Below are 20,703 nucleotides of genomic sequence, written 5' to 3'. Positions count from 1 at the left end.
GCGAGCCCCCGCCGCCTCGAAAGGCGACGGGGGCTCGTCGGTGCGGTTCCGCGGTGTGCGAACCGAGCGCGGGTCAGCGCGAGTAGTACTCGACGACCAGCTGCTCGTCACAGATCACCGGGACCTCCTTGCGCTGCGGCGCACGGTCCAGGCGGAAGGCCAGGGCCTTCAGGTTGACCTCGAGGTACTTCGGGGTCTGGCCCTCACCCGCGTAGCCACCCTCACGGGCGACCTGGAAGGGGACCTTCTCCTTGGAGCGCTCGCGGACGGTCACCACGAAGCCCGGCTTCATCTGGTACGACGGCTTGTTGACCTTGCCACCGTTGACCTCGATGTGGCCGTGGACGACCATCTGGCGGGCCTGGTAGATGGTGCGGGCGATGCCCGAACGCAGGACCAGGGAGTCCAGACGGGTCTCCAGCTCGGCGACGAGCGCCTCACCGGTCTTGCCCTCGGCCTTCTTCGCGCGGTCGAACGCGCGCGCCATCTGCTTCTCGCTCAGGTCGTACTGGGCGCGCAGACGCTGCTTCTCGAGCAGACGGACCTTGTAGTCCGAGTTCTGCTTGCGACCACGGCCGTGCTGGCCGGGCGGGTACGGGCGGGCCTCGAAGTACTTGACGGACTTCGGGGTCAGCGGCACGCCGAGCGCACGCGCGATCTTGACCTTGGGACGCTTCTGGTTCGCCATGAACCAAACCTTCCTTGCTTACGAATACGGCTTTCACCAGGTGTTGACGGAGGTCGCATGTCGCGACCCGGAGAAAACCCCGTCGCCTGCGCGAAGGGATCAGCCGCTCTCCGGAGCCGGGCACGAGAAGTGCTGGTCACACGAAGGGCCCGGGAACCGGGCCTCCCGCGACACCGAAACGGTGCGCGACGCTCCTGGTGCGGGCCTCCCGGGGGAGGCCTACCGCCGATGCCCCGCTGGTGCGGCCGGTCGGTGGGGTCTCCCCCGCCGCCGTCCCGGGACATGGCACTCCGACGAAGTATACCCGTCGCTCACTCGCCCTTTTCCCCGGGCTGCTCGGCGGCCGCCCCGGGCTTCCCCTCGGCCTTCCCGTCGGCCTTCTGCTCGGCCGCCCGCTCGGGCTTGCGCTCGGCCTTCTGCTCCGGCCGGCGCTCCCCCCGCAGCCGCCCGCGCGTCCACTCCACGGTGTCCGCGTACCGCACCTCACCGCCGCGCCGGTTCGGCCGGTAATACTCCCGGCCGTGCACCGCGTCCGGCGCGTACTGCTGGGCGGCGATGCCCTCCGGCAGGTCGTGCGGGTACTGGTAGCCCTTGCCGTGGCCGAGCTTGCCCGCGCCGCCGTAGTGGGCGTCCCGCAGGTGCGGCGGGACGGCCCCGGCCAGCCCCTGCCGGACGTCCGCCAGCGCCGCGTCGATCGCCAGGTAGGCCGAGTTGGACTTGGGCGCCAGGGCCAGCGTGATCGCCGCCTGGGAGAGGATGATCCGGGCCTCCGGGAAGCCGATCAGGGCCACCGCCTGGGCCGCCGCCACCGCCGTCTGCAGCGCGGCCGGATCGGCCAGGCCGACGTCCTCGCTGGCCGAGATCATCAGCCGCCGGGCGATGAAGCGAGGGTCCTCCCCCGCCTCGATCATCCGGGCCAGGTAGTGCAGGGTGGCGTCCACGTCGCTGCCGCGGATCGACTTGATCAGCGCGCTGGCCACGTCGTAGTGCTGGTCGCCGTCCTTGTCGTAGCGCACCGCCGCCTGGTTGACGGCCGTCTCGGTGGTGGCCAGCGAGATGCTCGCCTCGCCCTTCTCCAGCGCCGCCCCGGCCGCCGCCTCCAGCGTGGTGAGCGCCCGCCGGGCGTCCCCGCCGGCCAGCCGCACCAGGTGGTCCTCGGCCTCCGCGGTCAGCTCCAGCGCGCCCTCCAGGCCGCGCTCGTCGGCGACCGCCCGGCGCAGCAGCGCGCGGATGTCCTCGTCGGTCAGCGACTCCAGGGTGAGCAGCAGCGAGCGGGACAGCAGCGGGGAGATCACCGAGAAGTACGGGTTCTCGGTGGTCGCCGCGATCAGGGTGACCCAGCGGTTCTCCACCGCGGGCAGCAGCGAGTCCTGCTGGGCCTTGGAGAAGCGGTGGATCTCGTCCAGGAACAGGACCGTCTCCCGGCCGGACATGCCGACCGCCCGCCGGGCGCCGTCGATCACCGCCCGGACCTCCTTGACCCCGGCGGTGATCGCGGACAGCTCGACGAAGCGGCCCTCCACGGCCTGGCTGATCACGTGCGCGAGGGTGGTCTTGCCGGTGCCGGGCGGCCCCCAGAGGATCACCGAGCTGGTGGCCGCGGGCCCGCGCGAGTTGGCGACCAGCCGTCGCAGCGGCGAGCCGGGCTTCAGCAGCTGCCGCTGCCCGGCCACCTCGTCCAGGGTGCGCGGACGCATCCGTACGGCCAGCGGGGCCCGGCCGGGCTCCCTGGTCTGGCGTTCCTCGGCGGCGGCGGTGAAGAGGTCCGGTTCGTCCACACCGGAAGCCTAGTTGAGGCCGCCGACAGCCCCGGCCCGGACCGTCCCCGGACCGGACCGGTCAGCCGAGCCCGGCCGCGTGGTCCGGCACGTACTTCTGCAGGTCGCGCGGGGGCCGCTGGTAGCCGCGCGGGGCCGGGCGGGGCGGCAGCTCGATCCTCGGCGGGGCGACCTCGTGGTAGGGCACGGAGGAGAGCAGGTGGGCGATCATGTTGATCCGGGCCCGCCGCTTGTCGTCGCTCTCCACCACGTGCCAGGGCGACTGCGGGACGTCGGTGTAGACGAACATCTCGTCCTTGGCCCGCGAGTAGTCCTCCCAGTGGGCGATGGACTCGACGTCCATCGGGGAGAGCTTCCAGCGCTTCATCGGGTCCTCCAGGCGGTCCCGGAAGCGCCGCTCCTGCTCGGTGTCGCTGACCGAGAACCAGTACTTGCGCAGCAGGATCCCGGCCTCGATCAGCATCTGCTCGAAGGTCGGGCACTGGTGCAGGAACTGCCAGTACTCCTCGTCCGTGCAGAAGCCCATCACCCGCTCGACCCCGGCCCGGTTGTACCAGCTGCGGTCGAACAGCACGATCTCCCCGGCCGCCGGCAGGTGTTCGACGTACCGCTGGAAGTACCACTGGGTCTTCTGCCGCTCGGTCGGGGTGGGCAGTGCCGCGACCCGGGCGATGCGCGGGTTCAGGTACTCCGTCACCCGCTTGATCGCCCCGCCCTTGCCGGCCGCGTCCCGCCCCTCGAAGACCACCACCAGGCGGGCGCCCTCGACCCGCACCCACTCCTGGAGCTTCACCAGCTCCTGCTGCAACCGCAGCAGCTCCCGCTCGTACGGCTTCCTGGCCAGTCGTTCCGTCTTCGCGGTCCGCCGCTGCTCGGTCACCCTCGGTCCTTCCGTCCGCCTGCTGCTGATGACCCTTCACCGTAGGCGCAGAACGGCGGATCCGCAGGTCGGGGCGGGCCTCAGAGCTCCACGAAGGGCTCCGGGTAGCGGCAGAGCCCGCGCGGACCGCCGTCGTACGCCGGCAGCGGCAGCGCCTGGAAGTGCGTCTCCGGCACCTCGAACGGACCGGTGACCTCGTGCCGCCCGGCCGGGGTGAAGCCGAACCGCCCGTAGTAGGCCGGATCCCCGAGCACCACCACCAGCTTCTCCCCCGCCTCCCCGGCGGCCGCCAGCGCGGCCCGGACGACGAGCTCGCCGACCCCCTGGCGCTGCCACTCCGGGGCGACCGCGACCGGGGCGAGCGCCAGCGCGTCGCCACCGCCGCCGTTGCCGCCGACCCGCAGCCTGCTCAGCAGGGCGTGCCCGATGACCAACCCCGCGTCGTCCACCGCGACCAGCGACAGCCCGGGCAGCCAGGCGGGGTCGCGGCGCAGCGCGTCCACCAGATCGGCTTCGTCGGGCCCGGGGAACGCGGCCATGTGGACGCGTCTGGTGGCCGGGGCGTCCTGCGGACATTCGACTCTCGTGGTGACCCGCATGAGTCAACCCTCCCTGTGTCACACGACGTTGTGGACCGGCCCCGGACGGTGGGTGGACCGTCCGGGGCCGTTGCAGGTTAGCGGATGACGCGGCGTCAGCTCTTGGGCTGCGCCTCCGACTTGGCGTCCTCCGACTTGGCGTCCTCGCGGACCTTCGGCTGGGCGTCCACGCCGGCCTCCCGGCGCTGCGCCGGGGTGATCGGGGTCGGGGCGCCGGTCAGCGGGTCACCGCCGGTGGACGTCTTCGGGAAGGCGATGACGTCGCGGATGGTGTCGTACCCGCCGAGCAGCGTGACGATCCGGTCGAGGCCGAAGGCGACCCCACCGTGCGGCGGCGGGCCGTAGTTGAAGGCGTCCAGCAGGAAGCCGAACTGCGAGGCGGCCTCCTCCTCGGACAGGCCGATCGCGTCGAACGCCCGCTTCTGCACGTCGCGCTGGTGGATACGGATCGAACCGCCGCCCAGCTCCGAGCCGTTGAGGACCAGGTCGTAGGCGTTGGACAGGGCGGCGCCCGGGTCGGTGTCGAAGGTGTCCAGCGACTCCGCGGTCGGGGCGGTGAACGGGTGGTGCACCGCGTGCCAGCCCTGGAACTGGCCCTTGTCGTCCTCGATCGGCTCGAACATCGGGAAGTCGACGACCCAGAGGAAGGCCCACTTGGACTCGTCGATCAGCCCGCAGCGCTTGCCGATCTCCAGGCGGGCGGCGCCCAGCAGCTCCTGCGAGGGGCGCTCCTTGCCGGCCGCGAAGAAGACCGCGTCGCCGTTCTTGGCGCCGGCCGCGGCGGCGAGGCCGGCCAGGTGCTCCTCGGAGAGGTTCTTGGCGACCGGGCCGCGCAGCTCGCCGGTCTCGGCGTCGATCAGCACGTAGGCCAGGCCCTTGGCGCCGCGCGCCTTGGCCCAGTCCTGCCAGGCGTCCAGCTGCTTGCGCGGCTGCGAGGCGCCGCCCGGCATGACCACGGCGCCGACGTACGGGGCCTGGAAGACGCGGAACTCGGTGCCCTTGAAGTACTCGGTGAGGTCGGTGAGTTCCTGGCCGAAGCGGACGTCCGGCTTGTCCGAGCCGTAGCGGCCCATGGCGTCCGCGTACGTCATCCGCGGCAGCGGGTTCGGGATCTCGTAGCCGTGGACCTCGCGCCAGATCGAGCCGACGATCTTCTCGCCGAGCGCCAGGATGTCCTCCTGGTCGACGAAGGAGGCCTCGATGTCCAGCTGGGTGAACTCCGGCTGCCGGTCGGCGCGGAAGTCCTCGTCGCGGAAGCAGCGGGCGATCTGGTAGTAGCGCTCCATGCCGGCCACCATCAGCAGCTGCTTGAAGAGCTGGGGCGACTGCGGCAGCGCGTACCAGTGACCGGGCTGGAGGCGGACCGGGACGAGGAAGTCGCGGGCGCCCTCGGGGGTGGAGCGGGTGAGGTACGGCGTCTCGATGTCGAGGAAGTCGTTCTCCTCCATCACCCGGCGGATGATGTTGCTGACCTTGGAGCGCAGCCGCAGTCCCTTGGCCGGGCCCTCACGGCGCAGGTCCAGGTAGCGGTAGCGCAGCCGGACCTCCTCGTTGACCGTGCCCGGCTCGTACTCGGCGACCGGGAACGGCAGCGGGGCGGCCTCGGAGAGCACCTCGATGTCGCTGACCACGACCTCGACGGCGCCGGTCGGGATGTCCGGGTTCTCGTTGCCCTCGGGGCGGACCCGGACGTCGCCGACGACCTTGACGCAGTACTCGGCGCGGAGGCCGTGCACGGAGTCGAGGTCGCGGACCACGATCTGCACGGTGCCGGAGGCGTCGCGCAGGTCGATGAAGGCGACGCCGCCGTGGTCGCGGCGGCGGGCGACCCAGCCGGCCAGGGTGACGGTGGTGCCTGCGTGCTCCGGGCGGAGCGTGCCCGCGTCGTGCGTGCGGATCACAGCTGCTTCTCCTTCAGGGTGGTGACGAGTGCGTCGAGGGCGACGGGGGTCTGCTCGCCGGTGCTCATGTCCTTGAGCTGGACGACGCCCTCGGCGAGGTCCCGGTCCCCGGCGATCAGGGCGAAGCGGGCGCCGGACCGGTCGGCGGACTTCATGGCGTTCTTGATGCTCTTCACGCCGAAGGCGAGGTCGGTGGACACACCGGCCCGGCGCAGCTCGACCACCTTGGCGAAGAGCAGGTTCTTGGCCTCCTCGCCGAGCGCGACGGCGTAGACGGAGATGGCGGGCGGCAGGTCGAGGACGACGCCCTCGGCCTCCAGCGCCAGGAAGGTGCGGTCCACGCCGAGCGCCCAGCCGACGGACGGCAGCGCGGGGCCGCCGATCATCTCGGACAGGCCGTCGTAGCGGCCGCCGCCGCCGATCGCGGACTGGGCGCCGAGGCCGTTGTGCACGAACTCGAAGGTGGTGCGGGTGTAGTAGTCCAGGCCGCGGACCAGCTTCGGGTCGTCGACGAAGGCGACGCCGGCCGCGGTGAGCAGCTCGCGCACCTTCTCGTCGTACGCCTTGCACTCCTCGCACAGGAAGTCGCGCAGCATCGGGGCGCCGACCAGCTGCTCCTGCACCGACTCGCGCTTGTCGTCCAGCACGCGCAGCGGGTTGATCTCCGCCCGGCGGCGGGTCTCCTCGTCCAGGTCCAGGCCGGAGAGGAACTCGATCAGGGCGGCCCGGTAGACCGGCCGGCACTGCTTGTCGCCGAGGCTGTTGAGCAGCAGCGAGTAGTTGCTCAGGCCCAGCGTGCGGAAGGCGTCGTCGGCCAGGATGATCAGCTCGGCGTCCAGCGCCGGGTCCTCCGCGCCGATGGCCTCCGCGCCGACCTGGGAGAACTGGCGGTAACGGCCCTTCTGGGCGCGCTCGTAGCGGTAGTACGAGCCGGAGTACCAGAGCTTGACCGGCAGGTTGCCCTGCTTGTGCAGGTTGGCCTGGAGCGCGGCGCGCAGCACCGAGGCGGTGCCCTCCGGGCGCAGCGCGAGCTCGTCGCCGCCCTTGGTGGTGAGGGTGTACATCTCCTTGGTGACGATGTCGGTGGACTCGCCGACACCGCGGGAGAACAGCTTCACGTCCTCGAAGACCGGGGTCTCGACGTAGCCGTAACCGGCCCGGCGGGCGGGCGCGGCGATGCGCTCGCGGATCGCCAGGAAGGTCGCGGAGCTGGGGGGCAGCAGGTCGTAGGTGCCCTTGGGGGCGGTGAAGGTGCTCAACTTCTCTTCCGTCACATTCCTCGTCGCGGGAAGGCCGGGGCGCCGGTCGCCCCCGCCGCCTGTCGGAGGTAGGGGTTGGTGGCGCGCTCGCGGCCGATGGTGGTCTGACCGCCGTGGCCGGAGAGGACCACGGTGGAGTCGTCGAGGGGCAGGCACACCCGGGCCAGCGAGCGCATGATCGCTTCGCCGTCCCCGCCCGGGAGGTCGGTGCGCCCGATGGAGCCGGCGAACAGCAGGTCGCCCGAGAACAGCACCGGGGGGAGGTCCTCGGCACCGGGCGTCCGGAAGGTCACCGACCCCCCGGTATGGCCCGGGGCGTGGTCCACGGTGAGGCGCAGGCCGGCCAGCTCCAGCACGCTGCCGTCGGTGAGCTCGCGCACGTCGTCGGGTTCACCGACGGTGAGCTCACCCATCAGCTGGGTGCCCAGGGAGCGGCCGAGCGCCTTCTCCGGGTCGGACATCATGTACCGGTCCTCGGGGTGGATCCAGGCCGGGACGCCGCGGGCGCCGCAGACCGGGACCACCGAGGCGACGTGGTCGATGTGGCCGTGGGTGAGCAGGACGGCGACCGGCTTGAGCCGGTGCTCGCGGATGAGCTCCTCGACGCCCTGCGCGGCCTGGTGCCCGGGATCGACGATGACGCACTCCTCGCCCGCCGCCGGCGCGACCAGGTAGCAGTTGGTGCCCCAGGCTCCAGCGGGGAATCCGGCGATGAACACGCGCGTCCTTCGGGTGTGTGCGGCGGTGGGCTGCGGTGGCTACCAGTAGTGATGACGTAAGGGAAGCCTACCGGCGGTCCGGGCCCGGTAGCGAACCAGATGGGCGGTGACGGGCCGGGGCATGACAGGTTCACCGTGTCCTTACGGGCCCGGTCCCTACACTTGGCCGCCGATGGGTGCGATGATCCGCTCCGGAAACCCATCCACTTTTCCCGCACATGCTCAGGAGACACGGCCGGTGGTCAGCAGCGAACAGCGGCGGCGGCAGCTCGCCCGCGAGAAGTACGAGCGCCAGATGGAGCGCCGGGCCGAGGCGGCGTCCGCCCGCAAGCGGCGCAACACGATCCTGGGCGCCTCGCTCGCCGTGGTGGTCCTGGCCGGCGGCGGAACCCTGCTCGCCACCGGCGCGTTCAGCTCCGACGACAAGGACAAGAGCGCCTCGGCCTCCTCGTCCGTGCAGCCCGCGCCGACCCAGGCCACCCCGGCCTCGGCGCCGAGCCGCAAGCCGGTCGAGGGCTGCGCCGCCCCGGCGCCGGGCTCGCCCAACAACAAGCAGTTCAAGACCGAGCCCGCCATGTCGATCGACGAGCACGCCTCGTACACCATGGCGCTGGACACCAACTGCGGCAAGGTCACGATCGCGCTGGACGCGGCCAAGGCCCCGCACACCGTGAACTCGTTCAACTTCCTGGCCGGCGAGCAGTACTTCGACCACACCAAGTGCCACCGGCTCACCACCGACGGCATCTTCGTGCTCCAGTGCGGCGACCCGACGGCCAGCGGCTCGGGCAGCCCCGGCTACAAGTTCGCGGACGAGAACCTGACCGGCGCGACCTACCCGGCGGGCACCGTCGCGATGGCCAACTCCGGCCCGGGCACCAACGGCAGCCAGTTCTTCCTGGTCTACAAGGACACCCAGCTGCCGCCGAACTACACCCCGTTCGGCAAGATCACCGGCGGCCTGGACGTGGTCCAGAAGATCGCCGCCGCGGGCACCCTGGAAGGCACCGGCGACGGCCACCCGATGGCCGACGTCACCTTCAACTCGGTTACCGTGTCCAAGGGTTGACCGGCCCCGGGGCCGTCGGCGGCAGGCGCGGACAGCGCCTCCGCCCGGCCCCGGACCGAAATCGCCCGGCCCGGATGCGGACAGCACCGGTCCTGGTCGCCTATGTTGGCGTTGTATAGGGTGCCCGGACCCGCCTAGCCGTCACCCTCGGCAGCAAGGCACGGCGGACGGGGACGGCGGACTCATCGGTCCGCCGCACATCAACTGTGGACGACGGTCGCGCGCCGCCCCGGCGCGGGCGCGACGTCATGTGGAGGACGCGCTATGAGCAGCGACCCGTGGGGCCGTGTGGACGAGCAGGGCACGGTGTACGTCAGGACGGCCGACGGCGAACGCGTCGTGGGTTCCTGGCAGGCCGGCTCGCCCGAGGAGGCCCTCGCCTACTTCGAGCGCAAGTACCAGGGCATCGAGGTGGAGATCGGCCTGCTGGAGAAGCGGGTGCGCACCACCGACCTGGCCGCCAAGGACGCCCAGACCGCGCTGGAGCACCTCCGCGCCCAGGTGACCGAGGGGCACGCGGTGGGTGACCTGGACGCGCTGGCCAAGCGGCTGGACACGCTCTCCGGCGAGATCGAGAGCCGCCGGGAGGAGCGCAAGGCCGCCCGCGCCAAGGCCCAGGACGAGACCCGCACCGCCAAGGAGGCGCTGGTCTCCGAGGCCGAGCAGCTCGCCGAGTCCACCCAGTGGCGGGAGGCCGGGGACCGGCTGCGCGCCCTGGTGGACACCTGGAAGGGCCTGCCGCGGCTGGACCGCAAGAGCGACGACGAGCTGTGGCACCGCTTCTCGCACGCCCGCTCGGTCTTCTCCAAGCACCGCAAGGCGCACTTCGCGACCCTGGACGCCGAGCGCGAGCAGGCCCGGCAGGTCAAGGAGGCGCTGGTCTCCGAGGCCGAGGCGCTGTCCGCGTCCACCGACTGGGGCACCACTGCGGCCGCCTACCGCGACCTGATGGCGCGCTGGAAGTCCGCCGGCCGGGCGCAGCGGGACGTCGAGGACGAGCTGTGGGCGCGGTTCCGCGGCGCCCAGGACGTCTTCTTCCAGGCCCGTTCCGCGGTGTTCAGCGAGCGGGACGCCGAGCAGGTCGAGAACCAGAAGCTCAAGGAGGCGCTGGCCACCGAGGCCGAGGCGATCCTGCCGATCACCGACCTGAAGGCCGCCAAGGCCGCGCTGCGCGAGGTCAACGAGCGCTGGGAGGCCATCGGCCACGTCCCGCGCGACGTCCGTCCGAAGCTGGACGGCCGGCTGAACGCGGTCGAGCGGGCCATCCGCGAGGCCGAGGACTCGGAGTGGAAGCGCTCCAACCCGGAGGCCAAGGCCCGCGCGGCCGGCATGGTGGGCCTGTTCCAGGCGAAGGCCGACAAGCTCCAGGCCGACCTGGACAAGGCCCGGGCGGCCGGCAACGCCTCGAAGACCGCCAAGCTGGAGTCCGAGCTGGCCGGTGTGCAGACCCTGCTGGAGCAGGCGCACAAGAGCCAGGAGGAGTTCAGCGGCTGATCCGGCCCGCTGGACGACGAAGGCCCCCGGGGTGCTCCCCGGGGGCCTTCGTCATGCCGTCGGCGTCACTTGCGGGCCGAGGTGACCCGGTAGACGTCGTACACGCCCTCGACGCCGCGCACCGCCTTGAGCACGTGGCCCAGGTGCTTGGGGTCGCCCATCTCGAAGGTGAAGCGGCTCATCGCCACCCGGTCCCGGGAGGTCTGGACCGCCGCCGACAGGATGTTGACGTGCTGGTCGGAGAGCACCCGGGTGACGTCCGAGAGCAGCCGGGAGCGGTCCAGCGCCTCGACCTGGATGGCCACCAGGAAGACCGAGGACTGGGTGGCCGCCCACTCGACGTCGATCATCCGCTCGGGCTGCTGGCTGAGCGACTCGACGTTGACGCAGTCGGCGCGGTGCACCGAGACGCCGTTGCCGCGGGTGACGAAGCCGACGATCGGGTCGCCCGGCACCGGGGTGCAGCAGCGGGACAGCTTGACCCAGACGTCCTCGACACCCTTGACGATCACGCCCGGGTCGCCCTTGGCCCGGCGGCGCACGGCCCGGCGGGTGTCGTGGGTCGGGGTGGCCGTCTCGGCGAGGTCCTCGGTGGCACCCTCCTCGCCGCCGAGCGCCTGGACCAGCTTCTGGACGATGTTCTGCGCGGCGACGTGCCCCTCGCCGATCGCGGCGTAGAGCGAGGAGATGTCGGGGTAGCGCATCTCGTGGGCCAGGGTGACCAGCGAGTCGCCGGTCAGGATCCGCTGGATCGGCAGGCCCTGCTTGCGCATCGCCCGGACGATCGCCTCCTTGCCGTGCTCGATCGCCTCCTCGCGGCGCTCCTTGGAGAACCAGGCGCGGATCTTGTTGCGGGCGCGCGGGGACTTGACGAAGCCCAGCCAGTCCCGGGACGGACCGGCGTTCTCCGCCTTGGAGGTGAACACCTCGACGGTGTCGCCGTTCTCCAGGGTCGACTCCAGCGGCACCAGGCGGCCGTTGACCCGGGCCCCTATCGTCCGGTAGCCGACCTCGGTGTGCACCGCGAAGGCGAAGTCGACCGGGGTGGCGCCGGCCGGCAGGGCTATCACGTCGCCCTTGGGGGTGAAGACGAAGACCTCGTTGCTGGCCAGGTCGAAGCGGAGCGACTCCAGGAACTCGCCCGGGTCGGCGGTCTCCTTCTGCCAGTCCAGCAGCTGCCGCAGCCAGGCCATCTCGTTGACGGCGCCGGCCTTGTCGTCCTTGCGGGTCTGGGTCGGGGTGTCGGTGCGGACCTTGGAGGCCCCGGCGACCGCGCGCTGCTTGTACTTCCAGTGCGCGGCGATGCCGTACTCGGCCCGCCGGTGCATGTCGAAGGTGCGGATCTGGAGTTCGACCGGCTTGCCGCCGGGACCGATCACCGTGGTGTGCAGCGACTGGTACATGTTGAACTTGGGCATCGCGATGTAGTCCTTGAACCGCCCCGGCACCGGGTTCCACCGCGCGTGGATGGTGCCCAGCGCCGCGTAGCAGTCGCGGACGGTGTCGACCAGGACCCGGATGCCCACCAGGTCGTAGATCTCGGCGAAGTCCCGGCCCCGGACGATCATCTTCTGGTAGACCGAGTAGTAGTGCTTCGGCCGGCCGGTGACGGAGGCGGTGATCCGGGCGCCGCGCAGGTCCGCCTGGACCTGGTCGATGACGGTCGCCAGGTACTCGTCCCGCTTGGGGGCGCGCTCGGCGACCAGCCGGACGATCTCGTCGTACATCTTGGGGTAGAGGATCGCGAAGGCGAGGTCCTCCAGCTCCCACTTGATGGTGTTCATGCCCAGCCGGTGCGCCAGCGGGGCGTAGATCTCCAGCGTCTCGCGGGCCTTCTTCTCCTGCTTCTCCCGCTTGAGGTAGCGCATCGTGCGCATGTTGTGCAGGCGGTCGGCGAGCTTGATCACCAGGACCCGCGGGTCCTTGGCCATCGCCACGACCATCTTGCGGACGGTCTCGGCCTGCGCGGCCTCGCCGAACTTGACCCGGTCCAGCTTGGTGACGCCGTCCACCAGCAGGGCCACCGAGTCGCCGAAGTCCTTGCGCAGGGTCTCCAGGCCGTAGTCGGTGTCCTCGACGGTGTCGTGGAGCAGCCCGGCCATCAGGGTCGGGGCGTCCATCCCGAGCTCGGCCAGGATGGTCGCGACGGCCAGCGGGTGGGTGATGTACGGGTCGCCGCTCTTGCGCTTCTGCCCGCGGTGCCACTTCTCCGCGACGGCGTAGGCGCGCTCGATGTCGCGCAGCAGCGCCGGGTCGGCCTTGGGGTCGTTCGCCCGGATCGAGCGGAACAGCGGCTCCAGGACGGGGTTGAGCACGCTGGAGCGCTGGCCGCCGAGGCGGGCCAGCCGGGCGCGCATGCCGCCGCCGGTGCCGGAGCCGCGGCCGAGCGGGGCGAGCTGGCGCGAGGAGGTCGGCGTCGGGCGTGCCGGGGTGGCCCCCGAGGGCGTGGGGCGGTCTTCGGGGGCGGCCGCTGCGGCCGTGGGCACAACCTCGTCGGGCAAGGACACTCCTCGGGGCACCGGGGCCGACCCCTGCCGAGGTCCGTGCGGTCCGGACGCAACCGGGAGGGGATGAATCTTCATGGTACCGAGCCGGGCGGCCCGGTGTTCATCCGGCCGGGCCCGGAAACGGAAGGACGGCGGTCGGATGATCCGACCGCCGTCCTGGAGTCCCGTCCCTCAGACCGTGACCAGCGTCTCCAGCGGGGCGTCGCCCAGGTGCCCGGCCAGCCGCTCGCGGCCGTCCAGGAAGCCCAGCTCCATCAGCACCACGACGCCCACCAGCTCGGCGCCGGCCTCCTTCACCAGGTCCAGCGAGGCACCGATGGTGCCACCGGTGGCCAGCACGTCGTCCACCACCAGCACCCGCTCACCCGGCGCGAAGGCGTCGCACTGCACCTCCAGCGTCGCCGAGCCGTACTCCAGCTCGTACGAGCGCCGGAACACCTCGCCGGGCAGCTTGCCCTGCTTGCGGATCGGCACGAAGCCGAGCCCGGCCGCGAAGGCCGCCGGGGCCGCCAGCACGAAGCCGCGCGCCTCCAGGCCCACCACCTTGGTCGCCCCGAGCTCCTTCGCCCGGTCCGCCAGCGCCCGGGTGAGGGCGCCGAAGGCCTCGGCGTCGGCGAGCAGCGGCGCGATGTCCTTGAACAGCACACCCGGCTTCGGGTAGTCCGGGACGTCCCGGATCCGGCTGTTCAGCAGCTCGGCCAGTGCGGTGTCGGCGGTGGTCACGGTGTCAGTCCTCAGGTCGGGTGCGGTTCAGCGCTTGGTGGACGGACGGCCCTTGGCACGCGGGGTGCCGGCCGACCGGCCGCGCTGACCGACCATACCCGCAGGCTGGTCCTCGTCCGCGCCCTCGTCCGTCGCCACCGCGCCCTCGGCCTCCGCCTTGGCGGCCACCGAGGCCCGGTGCTGCAGGACGCGCTTGCGCAGCGCCTTCATCTCCGGCTGCTCCTCCTTGAGCTGCGCCAGCAGCGGGGTGGCGACGCAGATCGAGGAGTAGGCACCGGCCGCGAGGCCGATGAACAGCGCCAGCGAGATGTCGTTCAGGGTGCCGGCGCCCAGGAGGCCGCCACCGATGAACAGCAGCGCGGCGACCGGCAGCAGCGCCACCACGGTGGTGTTGAGCGAACGCACCAGGGTCTGGTTGAGGCCCGCGTTGGCCGCCTCGCTGTAGGTGAGCTTGTTCTGCTTGGTGATCCCCTTGGCGTTCTCCTTCACGGTGTCGAAGACGACGACCGTGTCGTAGAGCGAGTACCCGAGGATGGTGAGGAAGCCGATCACCGTACCGGGAGTGACCTCGAAGCCCACCAGGGCGTAGACACCGATGGTGATCAGGAGGTCGTGGATCAGGGCGACCAGGGCGGCCAGCGCCATCCGCCACTCGAAGGCGATGGCCAGGTAGACCGTCACCAGGACCATGAAGACGACCAGACCGGTGAGCGCCTTGTTGGAGATCTGCTTGCCCCAGCTGGGGCCGATCACCTGGGCCTCGACGGTGTCCAGCGGCACGTCGAGCTTCTTCGCGAGCTCGGAACGGATGTCGTCCGAGCTCTTCGTCTCGTCGGTGCTGACCTGGATGCGGATCTTGTTGTTGTCCGTCGACTGCACCAGCGGGTGCGAGGAGACGATCCCGTCGGCGGTGTCCTGGGCCTGGGAGACCGTCAGCCCCGGCTTGGTCACGGTGTAGACCGAGCCGCCCTTGAACTCGATGCCCAGGTGCAGGCCCATGGCCATGCCGATCGCCGCGACCAGCACGATCACACCGGAGATCGAGTACCAGAGCTTGCGGCGGCCGACGAAGTCGAAGCTGACCTCGCCCTGGTAGAGCCGGTGACCCAGATTGGAGAAGCGCGACACGGTGTCAGGCCTCCTTCACGGCGGCAGAGGAGGAGGAGTTGCGACGACGGGTGCTGCGCAGCGGCGGGCGGGCGCCGAGCCGCTTCGGGTCCAGACCGGACCACGGGTGGCCCTCGGAGAAGAACTTGCGCCGGGCCAGCAGGGTGATCATCGGCTTGGTGAAGAAGAAGATCACCACGACGTCGAGCGCGGTGGTCAGACCCAGGGTGAACGCGAAGCCCTGGACCTTGCCGACCGAGACGATGTACAGCACGGCGGCACAGAGGAAGGACACGAAGTCCGAGACCAGGATGGTGCGCCGGGCGCGCGGCCAGGCGCGCTGGACGGCCGGACGCAGCAGGGCACCCTCGCGGACCTCGTCGCGGATGCGCTCGAAGTACACGATGAACGAGTCGGCGGTGATACCGATCGCGACGATCGCACCGCAGACCGCCGGCAGGTTCAGCGCGAAGCCGATCCCGCCGCCGAGCAGGCTCATGATCGAGTAGGTCAGGGCCGCCGAGACGAGCAGACCGGCGATCGAGACCAGGCCCAGGCCGCGGTAGTAGATCAGCGAGTAGGCGACAACCAGGATCATGCCGATCAGACCGGCGATCAGGCCGGCCTTCAGCTGGTCGCTGCCCAGCGCCGGGGAGACGGTGGTGATGTCGCCCTTCTGGAACTCCAGCGGCAGGGCGCCGTAGCTCAGCACGTTGGACAGGTCCTGCGCCTCGGGCTGGGTGAACTGGCCGGTGATGACCGCGCTGCCGCCGGGGATCGCGTTGGTGACCTGCGGGTGCGAGACGACCTGGTTGTCCAGCACGATCGCGAACTGGTTGTTCGGCGAGGTCTGGGTGGCCAGCTGGGTGGTGACCTTGGTGAAGGCGTCGGTGCCGGCGCCGTTGAACTGGAGCTGGACCTGCCAGCCGGCACCGGTCTGGGTGTCGAGGCTGGGCTGGGCCTTGGAGACGTCCGAGCCCTTCACCGCGACGGGGCCGAGCACGAGCTTCTCGTAGTAGCCGCCCTGCCCGGGCTTCTGGGAGCAGGCGACCATGGGCTTGTCGTCGGTGCCGGTCTGGGCCGCGCGCACCTCGGGCTTGGTGCAGTCCAGGTCGGCGAAGGCCTTCTGGAGGTCCGGCGGGACGGCGCCCTGGGTCATCGCGGCGCTCAGGTCGGCGGCGCTCGGCGGGGTGGCCGGGGCGCTGGGGGTGGCGCCGGCGGACGGCGTGGCGTTCACGCCGGTGGCGGCGGCGCTCGGGCTGGCGTCGGCGGCCAGGGCCTCACCGACGGCACGGCCCTGCTTGGTGGCGCTCGGGCTGCCGCTCGCGCCGGGCGCGTGGCTCGCGGAGGGGCTCGCGCCGGCCGAGGCGGTGGAGCCCGCCGACGGGGAGCCCGAGGGGGCGGCGCTCGGGGAGCCCGAGGCGCCCGCGGACGGGGAGCCGGTGGGCTGGGGCACGGCCACGCCGCTGGGCGCCACGGCCAGGACCGGACGGAAGAACAGCTTGGCGGTGGTACCGACCTGGTCCGCCGCGTTCTGCCGGTCGCCGCCCTTGGGGATGTTCACGATGATCGTGTCCGAGCCCTGGGTCTGGACCTCCGCCTCGGAGACACCCATTCCGTTGACCCGGCGCTCGATGATCCCGACGGCGATGTCCATGCTGGACTTGTTGATCGCCTTGGGGTCCTTCGACTTCGCGGTCAGCGTGATGCTGGTGCCGCCGGCGAGGTCGATACCGAGCCGGGGCTTGGTGTTGCCCGTCCCGAACATGAGGGCGACCAGTCCGACGGTGACGACCAGGATGAGGGCCAGCGCCCGCCCTGGGTAGCCGTCGCGCGGGCGCGACTTGGGTGTTGCCACCTTGCTCGTTTCTCCCTGTCCATGCCACCTCCCCGACCGAACCCCCGTCCGGCGCGTGGCGGAACGGGGGCATGGTGGTTCTGCGGCCCTGAGGTCCTGTGGGCTCGCGGCAGTGCGCCGCGCGGACGGGCGGGTTGCCCGGCCGTACTACTTGCTCGCGGGAGCCCCGCCCTCGACCTCGCCCTTGGCATCGCCCTTGTCGGCGCTGTCCTTGGTGAGCGTCAGCGGCTTGTCCTCGACCGGCGCGGCGTCGGTGTCCTCGGCCTCCGGCTCGGACAGCTCGTCGTCGGCGGGACGACCGTTGATGATCGCGTCGTACTCCTGGGGGTCCAGGACGGCCGCGATGGCGCTCTTGGTGAAGTGGGTGAACACACCGGGCGCGATCTCCAGCTCGACGGTCTCGTCGTGGATCGCCTTCACCTGGGCGTACAGACCGCCGATGGTGCGCACTCCGGCCCCGGGCTCCAGCGCGTTCTGCATCTGCTGCGTCTGCTGCTGGCGCTTCTTCTGCGACCGGAACATGAGCACGATCGCGATGATCGGGAGGAGAAGGATGATGAGGTTCACTGCAGCCAGGGTCCTTTACGGGCCGCCGGCCGGCGGCCTGTGTGGTATGGGTCGGCCCGTCGGGTGAGAGGGGCGGTCCGGCGGAGTCTAGGCGACCCCGAACTGATCGGACAACGCCAAGCATCGCATCCTGCCGCCGAAAGTGGCGACCCTCCGCCTGCACAGTTTCCCGGGACTTCTCCCCCGGTGGCCCCCCTGGGCGGGGCGCCGGGCCAGGTCGGGAACCGACGGCGGCCCTTCACCCGTTCTCTCACCCGTTCGGTCCAGGCCGGTCAACTTCCGTCCGTCGGGAACAGCTCCGGCTGGGGTGGCACGGCGCCACGGGTGGTCTGGACCGGCGGGGTCAGACCGAGGTGCTGCCAGGCGGCGGCGGTGGCGATCCGGCCGCGCGGGGTGCGGGCGAGCAGGCCCTCGCGGACCAGGAAGGGCTCGGCCACCTCCTCGACCGTCTCGGCCTCCTCCCCCACCGCGACCGCGAGTGTCGACAAACCGACCGGTCCGCCGCCGAACAGCCGCAGCAGCGCGTTCAGCACCGCACGGTCCAGCCGGTCCAGACCACGGGCGTCCACCTCGTAGACGGCCAGCGCCTGGGCGGCGATGTCGGCGGTGACCACCCCGTCGTGCCGGACCTGCGCGTAGTCGCGGACCCGGCGCAGCAGCCGGTTGGCGATGCGCGGGGTGCCCCGCGAGCGGCCGGCGATCTCGGCCGCGCCCGCCGGGTCCATCTCCACGTCCAGCAGCGCCGCCGAGCGGTGCACCACCCGCTGGAGCTCGGCCGGGGCGTAGAACTCCATGTGCCCGGTGAAGCCGAAGCGGTCCCGCAGCGGCGGCGGCAGCAGCCCGGCCCGGGTGGTGGCGCCGACCAGGGTGAAGGGCGGCAGCTCCAGCGGAATGGCGGTGGCGCCCGGGCCCTTGCCGACGATCACGTCGACCCGGAAGTCCTCCATCGCCATGTAGAGCATCTCCTCGGCCGGCCGGGACATCCGGTGGATCTCGTCGAGGAAGAGCACCTCCCCCTCGGTGAGCGAGGAGAGGATCGCCGCGAGGTCACCCGCGTGCTGGATGGCCGGGCCGGAGGTGATCCGGATCGGGGCGCCCAGCTCGGCGGCGATGATCATGGACAGGGTGGTCTTGCCCAGCCCGGGCGGACCGCTCAGCAGCACGTGGTCGGGCGCGCTGCCGCGCTTGCGGGCCGCCTGCAGCACCAGCGACAACTGCTCCCGCACCCGCTCCTGACCGATGAACTCGTCCAGCAGCTTCGGGCGCAGCGCGGCCTCCACCGCCTGGTCCTCGCCGTCGGCGGCGGCCGTGACCAGCCGGTCGGCGGGTTCCGAGTCGTACATCCTCGCGGGCTCCAGAATCTCCGGTGTCGATGGTGTCGACGGTACCGATCACGTCGACGGTGTCGACAAGCGGACAGGTCGTCAGGTGGACTCAGCGGGCGCGGTTGAGACCGCGCAGGGCGAGCCGCAGCAGCGCGCCCACGTCCGTCGTCTGCTGCGCCTCCGCCTCCGGGGCGACGGCGGCGACCGCCTCGTCCGCCTCGCGCGGGGCGTAGCCGAGGCCGGTCAGCGCGGAGTGCAGCTGCTCGCTCCACGGCGCCGGGCCGCTGGCGACCGGCTTCTGCGCGGGCACCGCGCCGTGCGGGGCGCCCAGCTTGTCCTTGTACTCCAGCAGCAGCTTGGCCGCCTTCGCCTTGCCGATGCCGGGCACCGCGACGAGCGCCTTCTCGTCCCCGCCGGCCACCGCGGCGCGCAGCGCGTCGGGGCTGTGCACGCCGAGGATCGCCTGGGCGAGCTTGGGGCCGACGCCCGGCGCGGCCTGGAGGATCTCGAACACCGCCCGCTCGTCGTCGTCGGCGAAGCCGAACAGCGTCAGCGAGTCCTCCCGGACCACCAGCGAGGTCGCCAGCCGGGTCGGCTCGCCGAGCCGCAGCCCGGCCAGGGTGTTCGGGGTGCACTGGACGGCCATGCCGACCCCGCCGACCTCGACCACCGCGGTTCCGGAGGCGATGGCCGCCACGGGCCCTTGCACGAAGGCGATCACCGACGACTGCCTTTCTACGAGTGGGAGCGGGCTTGCAGGAGCGCCGCTCGGGAGGTGCCCCGGGCGGCCTGGGCCGCCTGGGCCGCGGCCTGCAACCGGTTGGTCGTGCCGCCGCGCCAGATGTGGCAGATGGCCAGCGCCAGCGCGTCGGCGGCGTCGGCCGGCTTGGGCGGGGCGTCCAGCCGCAGCAGCCGCTGCACCATGGCCGTGACCTGGGCCTTGTCCGCCCGACCGGAGCCGGTGACGGCGGCCTTGACCTCGCTGGGGGTGTGCAGCGTGACGGGGATGCCGCGCCGGGTGGCGCAGAGCATCGCGACCGCGCTCGCCTGGGCCGTGCCCATCACGGTGCGGACGTTGTGCTGGGCGAAGACCCGCTCCACCGCGACCAGGTCCGGGCGGTGCTCGTCCAGCCAGCTCTCCAGGCCCTGCTCGACCAGCAGCAGCCGCTGCCCGATCTCGGCCTCGGCGGGCGTGCGCACCACGCCCACCCCGACCATCCGCAGCGGACGGCCCGGCGTGCCCTCGACCACGCCCACCCCGCACCTGGTCAGCCCCGGGTCCACACCCAGCACCCGCACGTCGCTCCCCACCCCTCGCCACCGCCGATCGCCTCCGACCTGCGAAGGCTACCGTCCGGGTCCGACAACCCCGCCGACGACACCGGCCCGGCGGTCCTGGGACCACCGGGCCGGGCAGTGCGAACGGTCACCCGCCGTCGAGCGGCGCGTCCTACTCCGCGTCGAGCTGCGCGCCGACCTCGTCGGAGATGTCGAAGTTGGCGAAGACGTTCTGCACGTCGTCGCTGTCCTCCAGCGCGTCGATCAGCTTCAGGATCTTGCGGGCGCCGTCGACGTCCAGCTCGACCTGCATGCTCGGGAGGAAGTTGGCCTCGGCCGAGTCGTAGTCGACGCCGGCGTCCACCAGCGCGGTGCGCACGGCGACCATCTTGGAGGCCTCGGAGACGATCTCGAAGGTGTCGCCGAGGTCGTTGATCTCCTCGGGCTCCTGGTCGAGGACGACCTCGAACAGCTTGTCCTCGTCCACGCCGTCGGACTTGGGGACGATCACGACGCCCTTGCGGTTGAACAGGTACGACACCGAGCCCGGGTCGGCCATCGAGCCGCCGTTGCGGGTCATCGCGACGCGCACGTCGGAGGCCGCGCGGTTGCGGTTGTCGGTGAGGCACTCGATCAGGACGGCGACACCGTTCGGGCCGTAGCCCTCGTACATGATGGTCTGGTAGTCGGCGCCGCCGGCCTCCAGACCGCCACCGCGCTTGACGGCGCGGTTGATGTTGTCGATCGGGACCGAGTTCTTCTTCGCCTTCTGGATGGCGTCGTAGAGGGTCGGGTTGCCCGCCGGGTCGGGACCGCCCGTGCGCGCCGCCACCTCGATGTTCTTGATCATCTTGGCGAAGAGCTTGCCGCGCTTGGCGTCGATCACGGCCTTCTTGTGCTTGGTGGTAGCCCACTTAGAGTGGCCGGACATCGCCAGCTCCTTTACGTCGC

Annotated in this window: 18 protein-coding genes; 2 read left to right on the top strand and 16 right to left on the bottom strand. The window is 71.6% G+C overall.

The window, feature by feature from the left end; genetic code table 11:
* Positions 1–73: 73 nt before the first annotated feature.
* The 7 genes from rpsD to AB0O91_RS02500 all read right to left on the bottom strand — a co-directional run bounded on the left by rpsD (position 74) and on the right by AB0O91_RS02500 (position 7,824).
* Positions 74–688 (bottom strand): 30S ribosomal protein S4, encoded by a 615-nt coding sequence (gene rpsD, locus AB0O91_RS02530; RefSeq protein WP_063346792.1) that lies wholly within the window; start codon positions 686–688, stop codon positions 74–76.
* A 311-nt stretch (positions 689–999) separates the two neighbouring features.
* A complete protein-coding gene (locus AB0O91_RS02525; RefSeq protein ID WP_363427259.1) occupies positions 1,000–2,466 on the bottom strand; it encodes a replication-associated recombination protein A in 1,467 nt (488 codons plus the stop codon).
* 61 nt (positions 2,467–2,527) lie between these two features.
* Positions 2,528–3,346: a polyphosphate kinase 2 gene (gene ppk2 / locus AB0O91_RS02520; RefSeq protein ID WP_363427258.1), complete on the bottom strand. Its 819-nt coding sequence runs from the start codon at positions 3,344–3,346 to the stop codon at positions 2,528–2,530.
* Between the two features lie 80 nt (positions 3,347–3,426).
* The gene (locus AB0O91_RS02515; protein ID WP_363427257.1) at positions 3,427–3,945 is read right to left on the bottom strand and encodes an N-acetyltransferase; all 519 of its coding nucleotides are present in this window, start codon (positions 3,943–3,945) and stop codon (positions 3,427–3,429) included.
* Between the two features lie 95 nt (positions 3,946–4,040).
* Positions 4,041–5,846, bottom strand: coding sequence for an aspartate--tRNA ligase (gene aspS, locus AB0O91_RS02510; protein WP_363427256.1), 1,806 nt, complete (start codon positions 5,844–5,846; stop codon positions 4,041–4,043).
* On the bottom strand, positions 5,843–7,105 hold the full coding sequence (gene hisS / locus AB0O91_RS02505) for a histidine--tRNA ligase (protein WP_363427255.1): 1,263 nt from the start codon (positions 7,103–7,105) through the stop codon (positions 5,843–5,845). The genes aspS and hisS overlap by 4 nt, the downstream gene beginning before the upstream one ends.
* A gap of 11 nt (positions 7,106–7,116) precedes the next feature.
* Positions 7,117–7,824 (bottom strand): MBL fold metallo-hydrolase, encoded by a 708-nt coding sequence (locus AB0O91_RS02500; RefSeq protein ID WP_363427254.1) that lies wholly within the window; start codon positions 7,822–7,824, stop codon positions 7,117–7,119.
* Positions 7,825–8,062: 238 nt separating this feature from the next.
* Here AB0O91_RS02500 and AB0O91_RS02495 point away from each other — a divergent pair, with 238 nt between their 5' ends.
* Together AB0O91_RS02495 and AB0O91_RS02490 are read left to right on the top strand one after the other, a co-directional pair.
* Positions 8,063–8,893: a peptidylprolyl isomerase gene (locus AB0O91_RS02495; protein WP_363427253.1), complete on the top strand. Its 831-nt coding sequence runs from the start codon at positions 8,063–8,065 to the stop codon at positions 8,891–8,893.
* Positions 8,894–9,157: 264 nt separating this feature from the next.
* Positions 9,158–10,387 (top strand): DUF349 domain-containing protein, encoded by a 1,230-nt coding sequence (locus AB0O91_RS02490; protein WP_363427252.1) that lies wholly within the window; start codon positions 9,158–9,160, stop codon positions 10,385–10,387.
* 65 nt (positions 10,388–10,452) lie between these two features.
* On the opposite strand, the gene AB0O91_RS02485 is transcribed toward AB0O91_RS02490, so the two are convergent.
* The 9 genes from AB0O91_RS02485 to AB0O91_RS02445 form a co-directional block, all read right to left on the bottom strand.
* Complete coding sequence (locus tag AB0O91_RS02485) at positions 10,453–12,888, bottom strand: bifunctional (p)ppGpp synthetase/guanosine-3',5'-bis(diphosphate) 3'-pyrophosphohydrolase (protein ID WP_363427251.1); 2,436 nt, start codon at positions 12,886–12,888, stop codon at positions 10,453–10,455.
* Between the two features lie 177 nt (positions 12,889–13,065).
* Entirely contained in the window at positions 13,066–13,617 is a 552-nt protein-coding gene (locus tag AB0O91_RS02480) for an adenine phosphoribosyltransferase (protein ID WP_363427250.1), read from the bottom strand.
* Between the two features lie 27 nt (positions 13,618–13,644).
* Positions 13,645–14,745: a protein translocase subunit SecF gene (gene secF / locus AB0O91_RS02475; protein ID WP_363427249.1), complete on the bottom strand. Its 1,101-nt coding sequence runs from the start codon at positions 14,743–14,745 to the stop codon at positions 13,645–13,647.
* Positions 14,746–14,749: 4 nt separating this feature from the next.
* Complete coding sequence (secD, locus tag AB0O91_RS02470; RefSeq protein WP_363427399.1) at positions 14,750–16,492, bottom strand: protein translocase subunit SecD; 1,743 nt, start codon at positions 16,490–16,492, stop codon at positions 14,750–14,752.
* A gap of 237 nt (positions 16,493–16,729) precedes the next feature.
* Positions 16,730–17,149 (bottom strand): preprotein translocase subunit YajC, encoded by a 420-nt coding sequence (yajC, locus tag AB0O91_RS02465; protein WP_363427248.1) that lies wholly within the window; start codon positions 17,147–17,149, stop codon positions 16,730–16,732.
* 272 nt (positions 17,150–17,421) lie between these two features.
* Complete coding sequence (gene ruvB, locus AB0O91_RS02460) at positions 17,422–18,492, bottom strand: Holliday junction branch migration DNA helicase RuvB (protein WP_363427247.1); 1,071 nt, start codon at positions 18,490–18,492, stop codon at positions 17,422–17,424.
* Positions 18,493–18,583: 91 nt separating this feature from the next.
* Positions 18,584–19,195 (bottom strand): Holliday junction branch migration protein RuvA, encoded by a 612-nt coding sequence (gene ruvA, locus AB0O91_RS02455; RefSeq protein ID WP_363427246.1) that lies wholly within the window; start codon positions 19,193–19,195, stop codon positions 18,584–18,586.
* 14 nt (positions 19,196–19,209) lie between these two features.
* Positions 19,210–19,773: a crossover junction endodeoxyribonuclease RuvC gene (gene ruvC, locus AB0O91_RS02450; RefSeq protein ID WP_363427398.1), complete on the bottom strand. Its 564-nt coding sequence runs from the start codon at positions 19,771–19,773 to the stop codon at positions 19,210–19,212.
* Positions 19,774–19,924: 151 nt separating this feature from the next.
* The gene (locus tag AB0O91_RS02445) at positions 19,925–20,683 is read right to left on the bottom strand and encodes a YebC/PmpR family DNA-binding transcriptional regulator (RefSeq protein ID WP_363427245.1); all 759 of its coding nucleotides are present in this window, start codon (positions 20,681–20,683) and stop codon (positions 19,925–19,927) included.
* Positions 20,684–20,703 lie beyond the last annotated feature (20 nt).

The sequence above is a fragment of the Kitasatospora sp. NPDC089797 genome, from assembly GCF_040684795.1.
In the GTDB taxonomy this organism is placed as follows: Bacteria; Actinomycetota; Actinomycetes; order Streptomycetales; family Streptomycetaceae; genus Kitasatospora.
The sequence above is the reverse complement of the archived record's forward strand: the minus strand, read 5'-3'. Positions and strand labels throughout refer to the sequence as shown.

Coding starts and splice junctions, on each gene's coding strand:
- rpsD (WP_063346792.1), bottom strand. CDS start 688: ATGGCGAACCAGAAGCGTCCCAAGGTCAAGATCGCGCGTGCGCTCGGC.
- AB0O91_RS02515 (WP_363427257.1), bottom strand. CDS start 3,945: ATGCGGGTCACCACGAGAGTCGAATGTCCGCAGGACGCCCCGGCCACC.
- AB0O91_RS02490 (WP_363427252.1), top strand. CDS start 9,158: ATGAGCAGCGACCCGTGGGGCCGTGTGGACGAGCAGGGCACGGTGTAC.
- secD (WP_363427399.1), bottom strand. CDS start 16,492: ATGTTCGGGACGGGCAACACCAAGCCCCGGCTCGGTATCGACCTCGCC.
- ruvB (WP_363427247.1), bottom strand. CDS start 18,492: ATGTACGACTCGGAACCCGCCGACCGGCTGGTCACGGCCGCCGCCGAC.
- AB0O91_RS02445 (WP_363427245.1), bottom strand. CDS start 20,683: ATGTCCGGCCACTCTAAGTGGGCTACCACCAAGCACAAGAAGGCCGTG.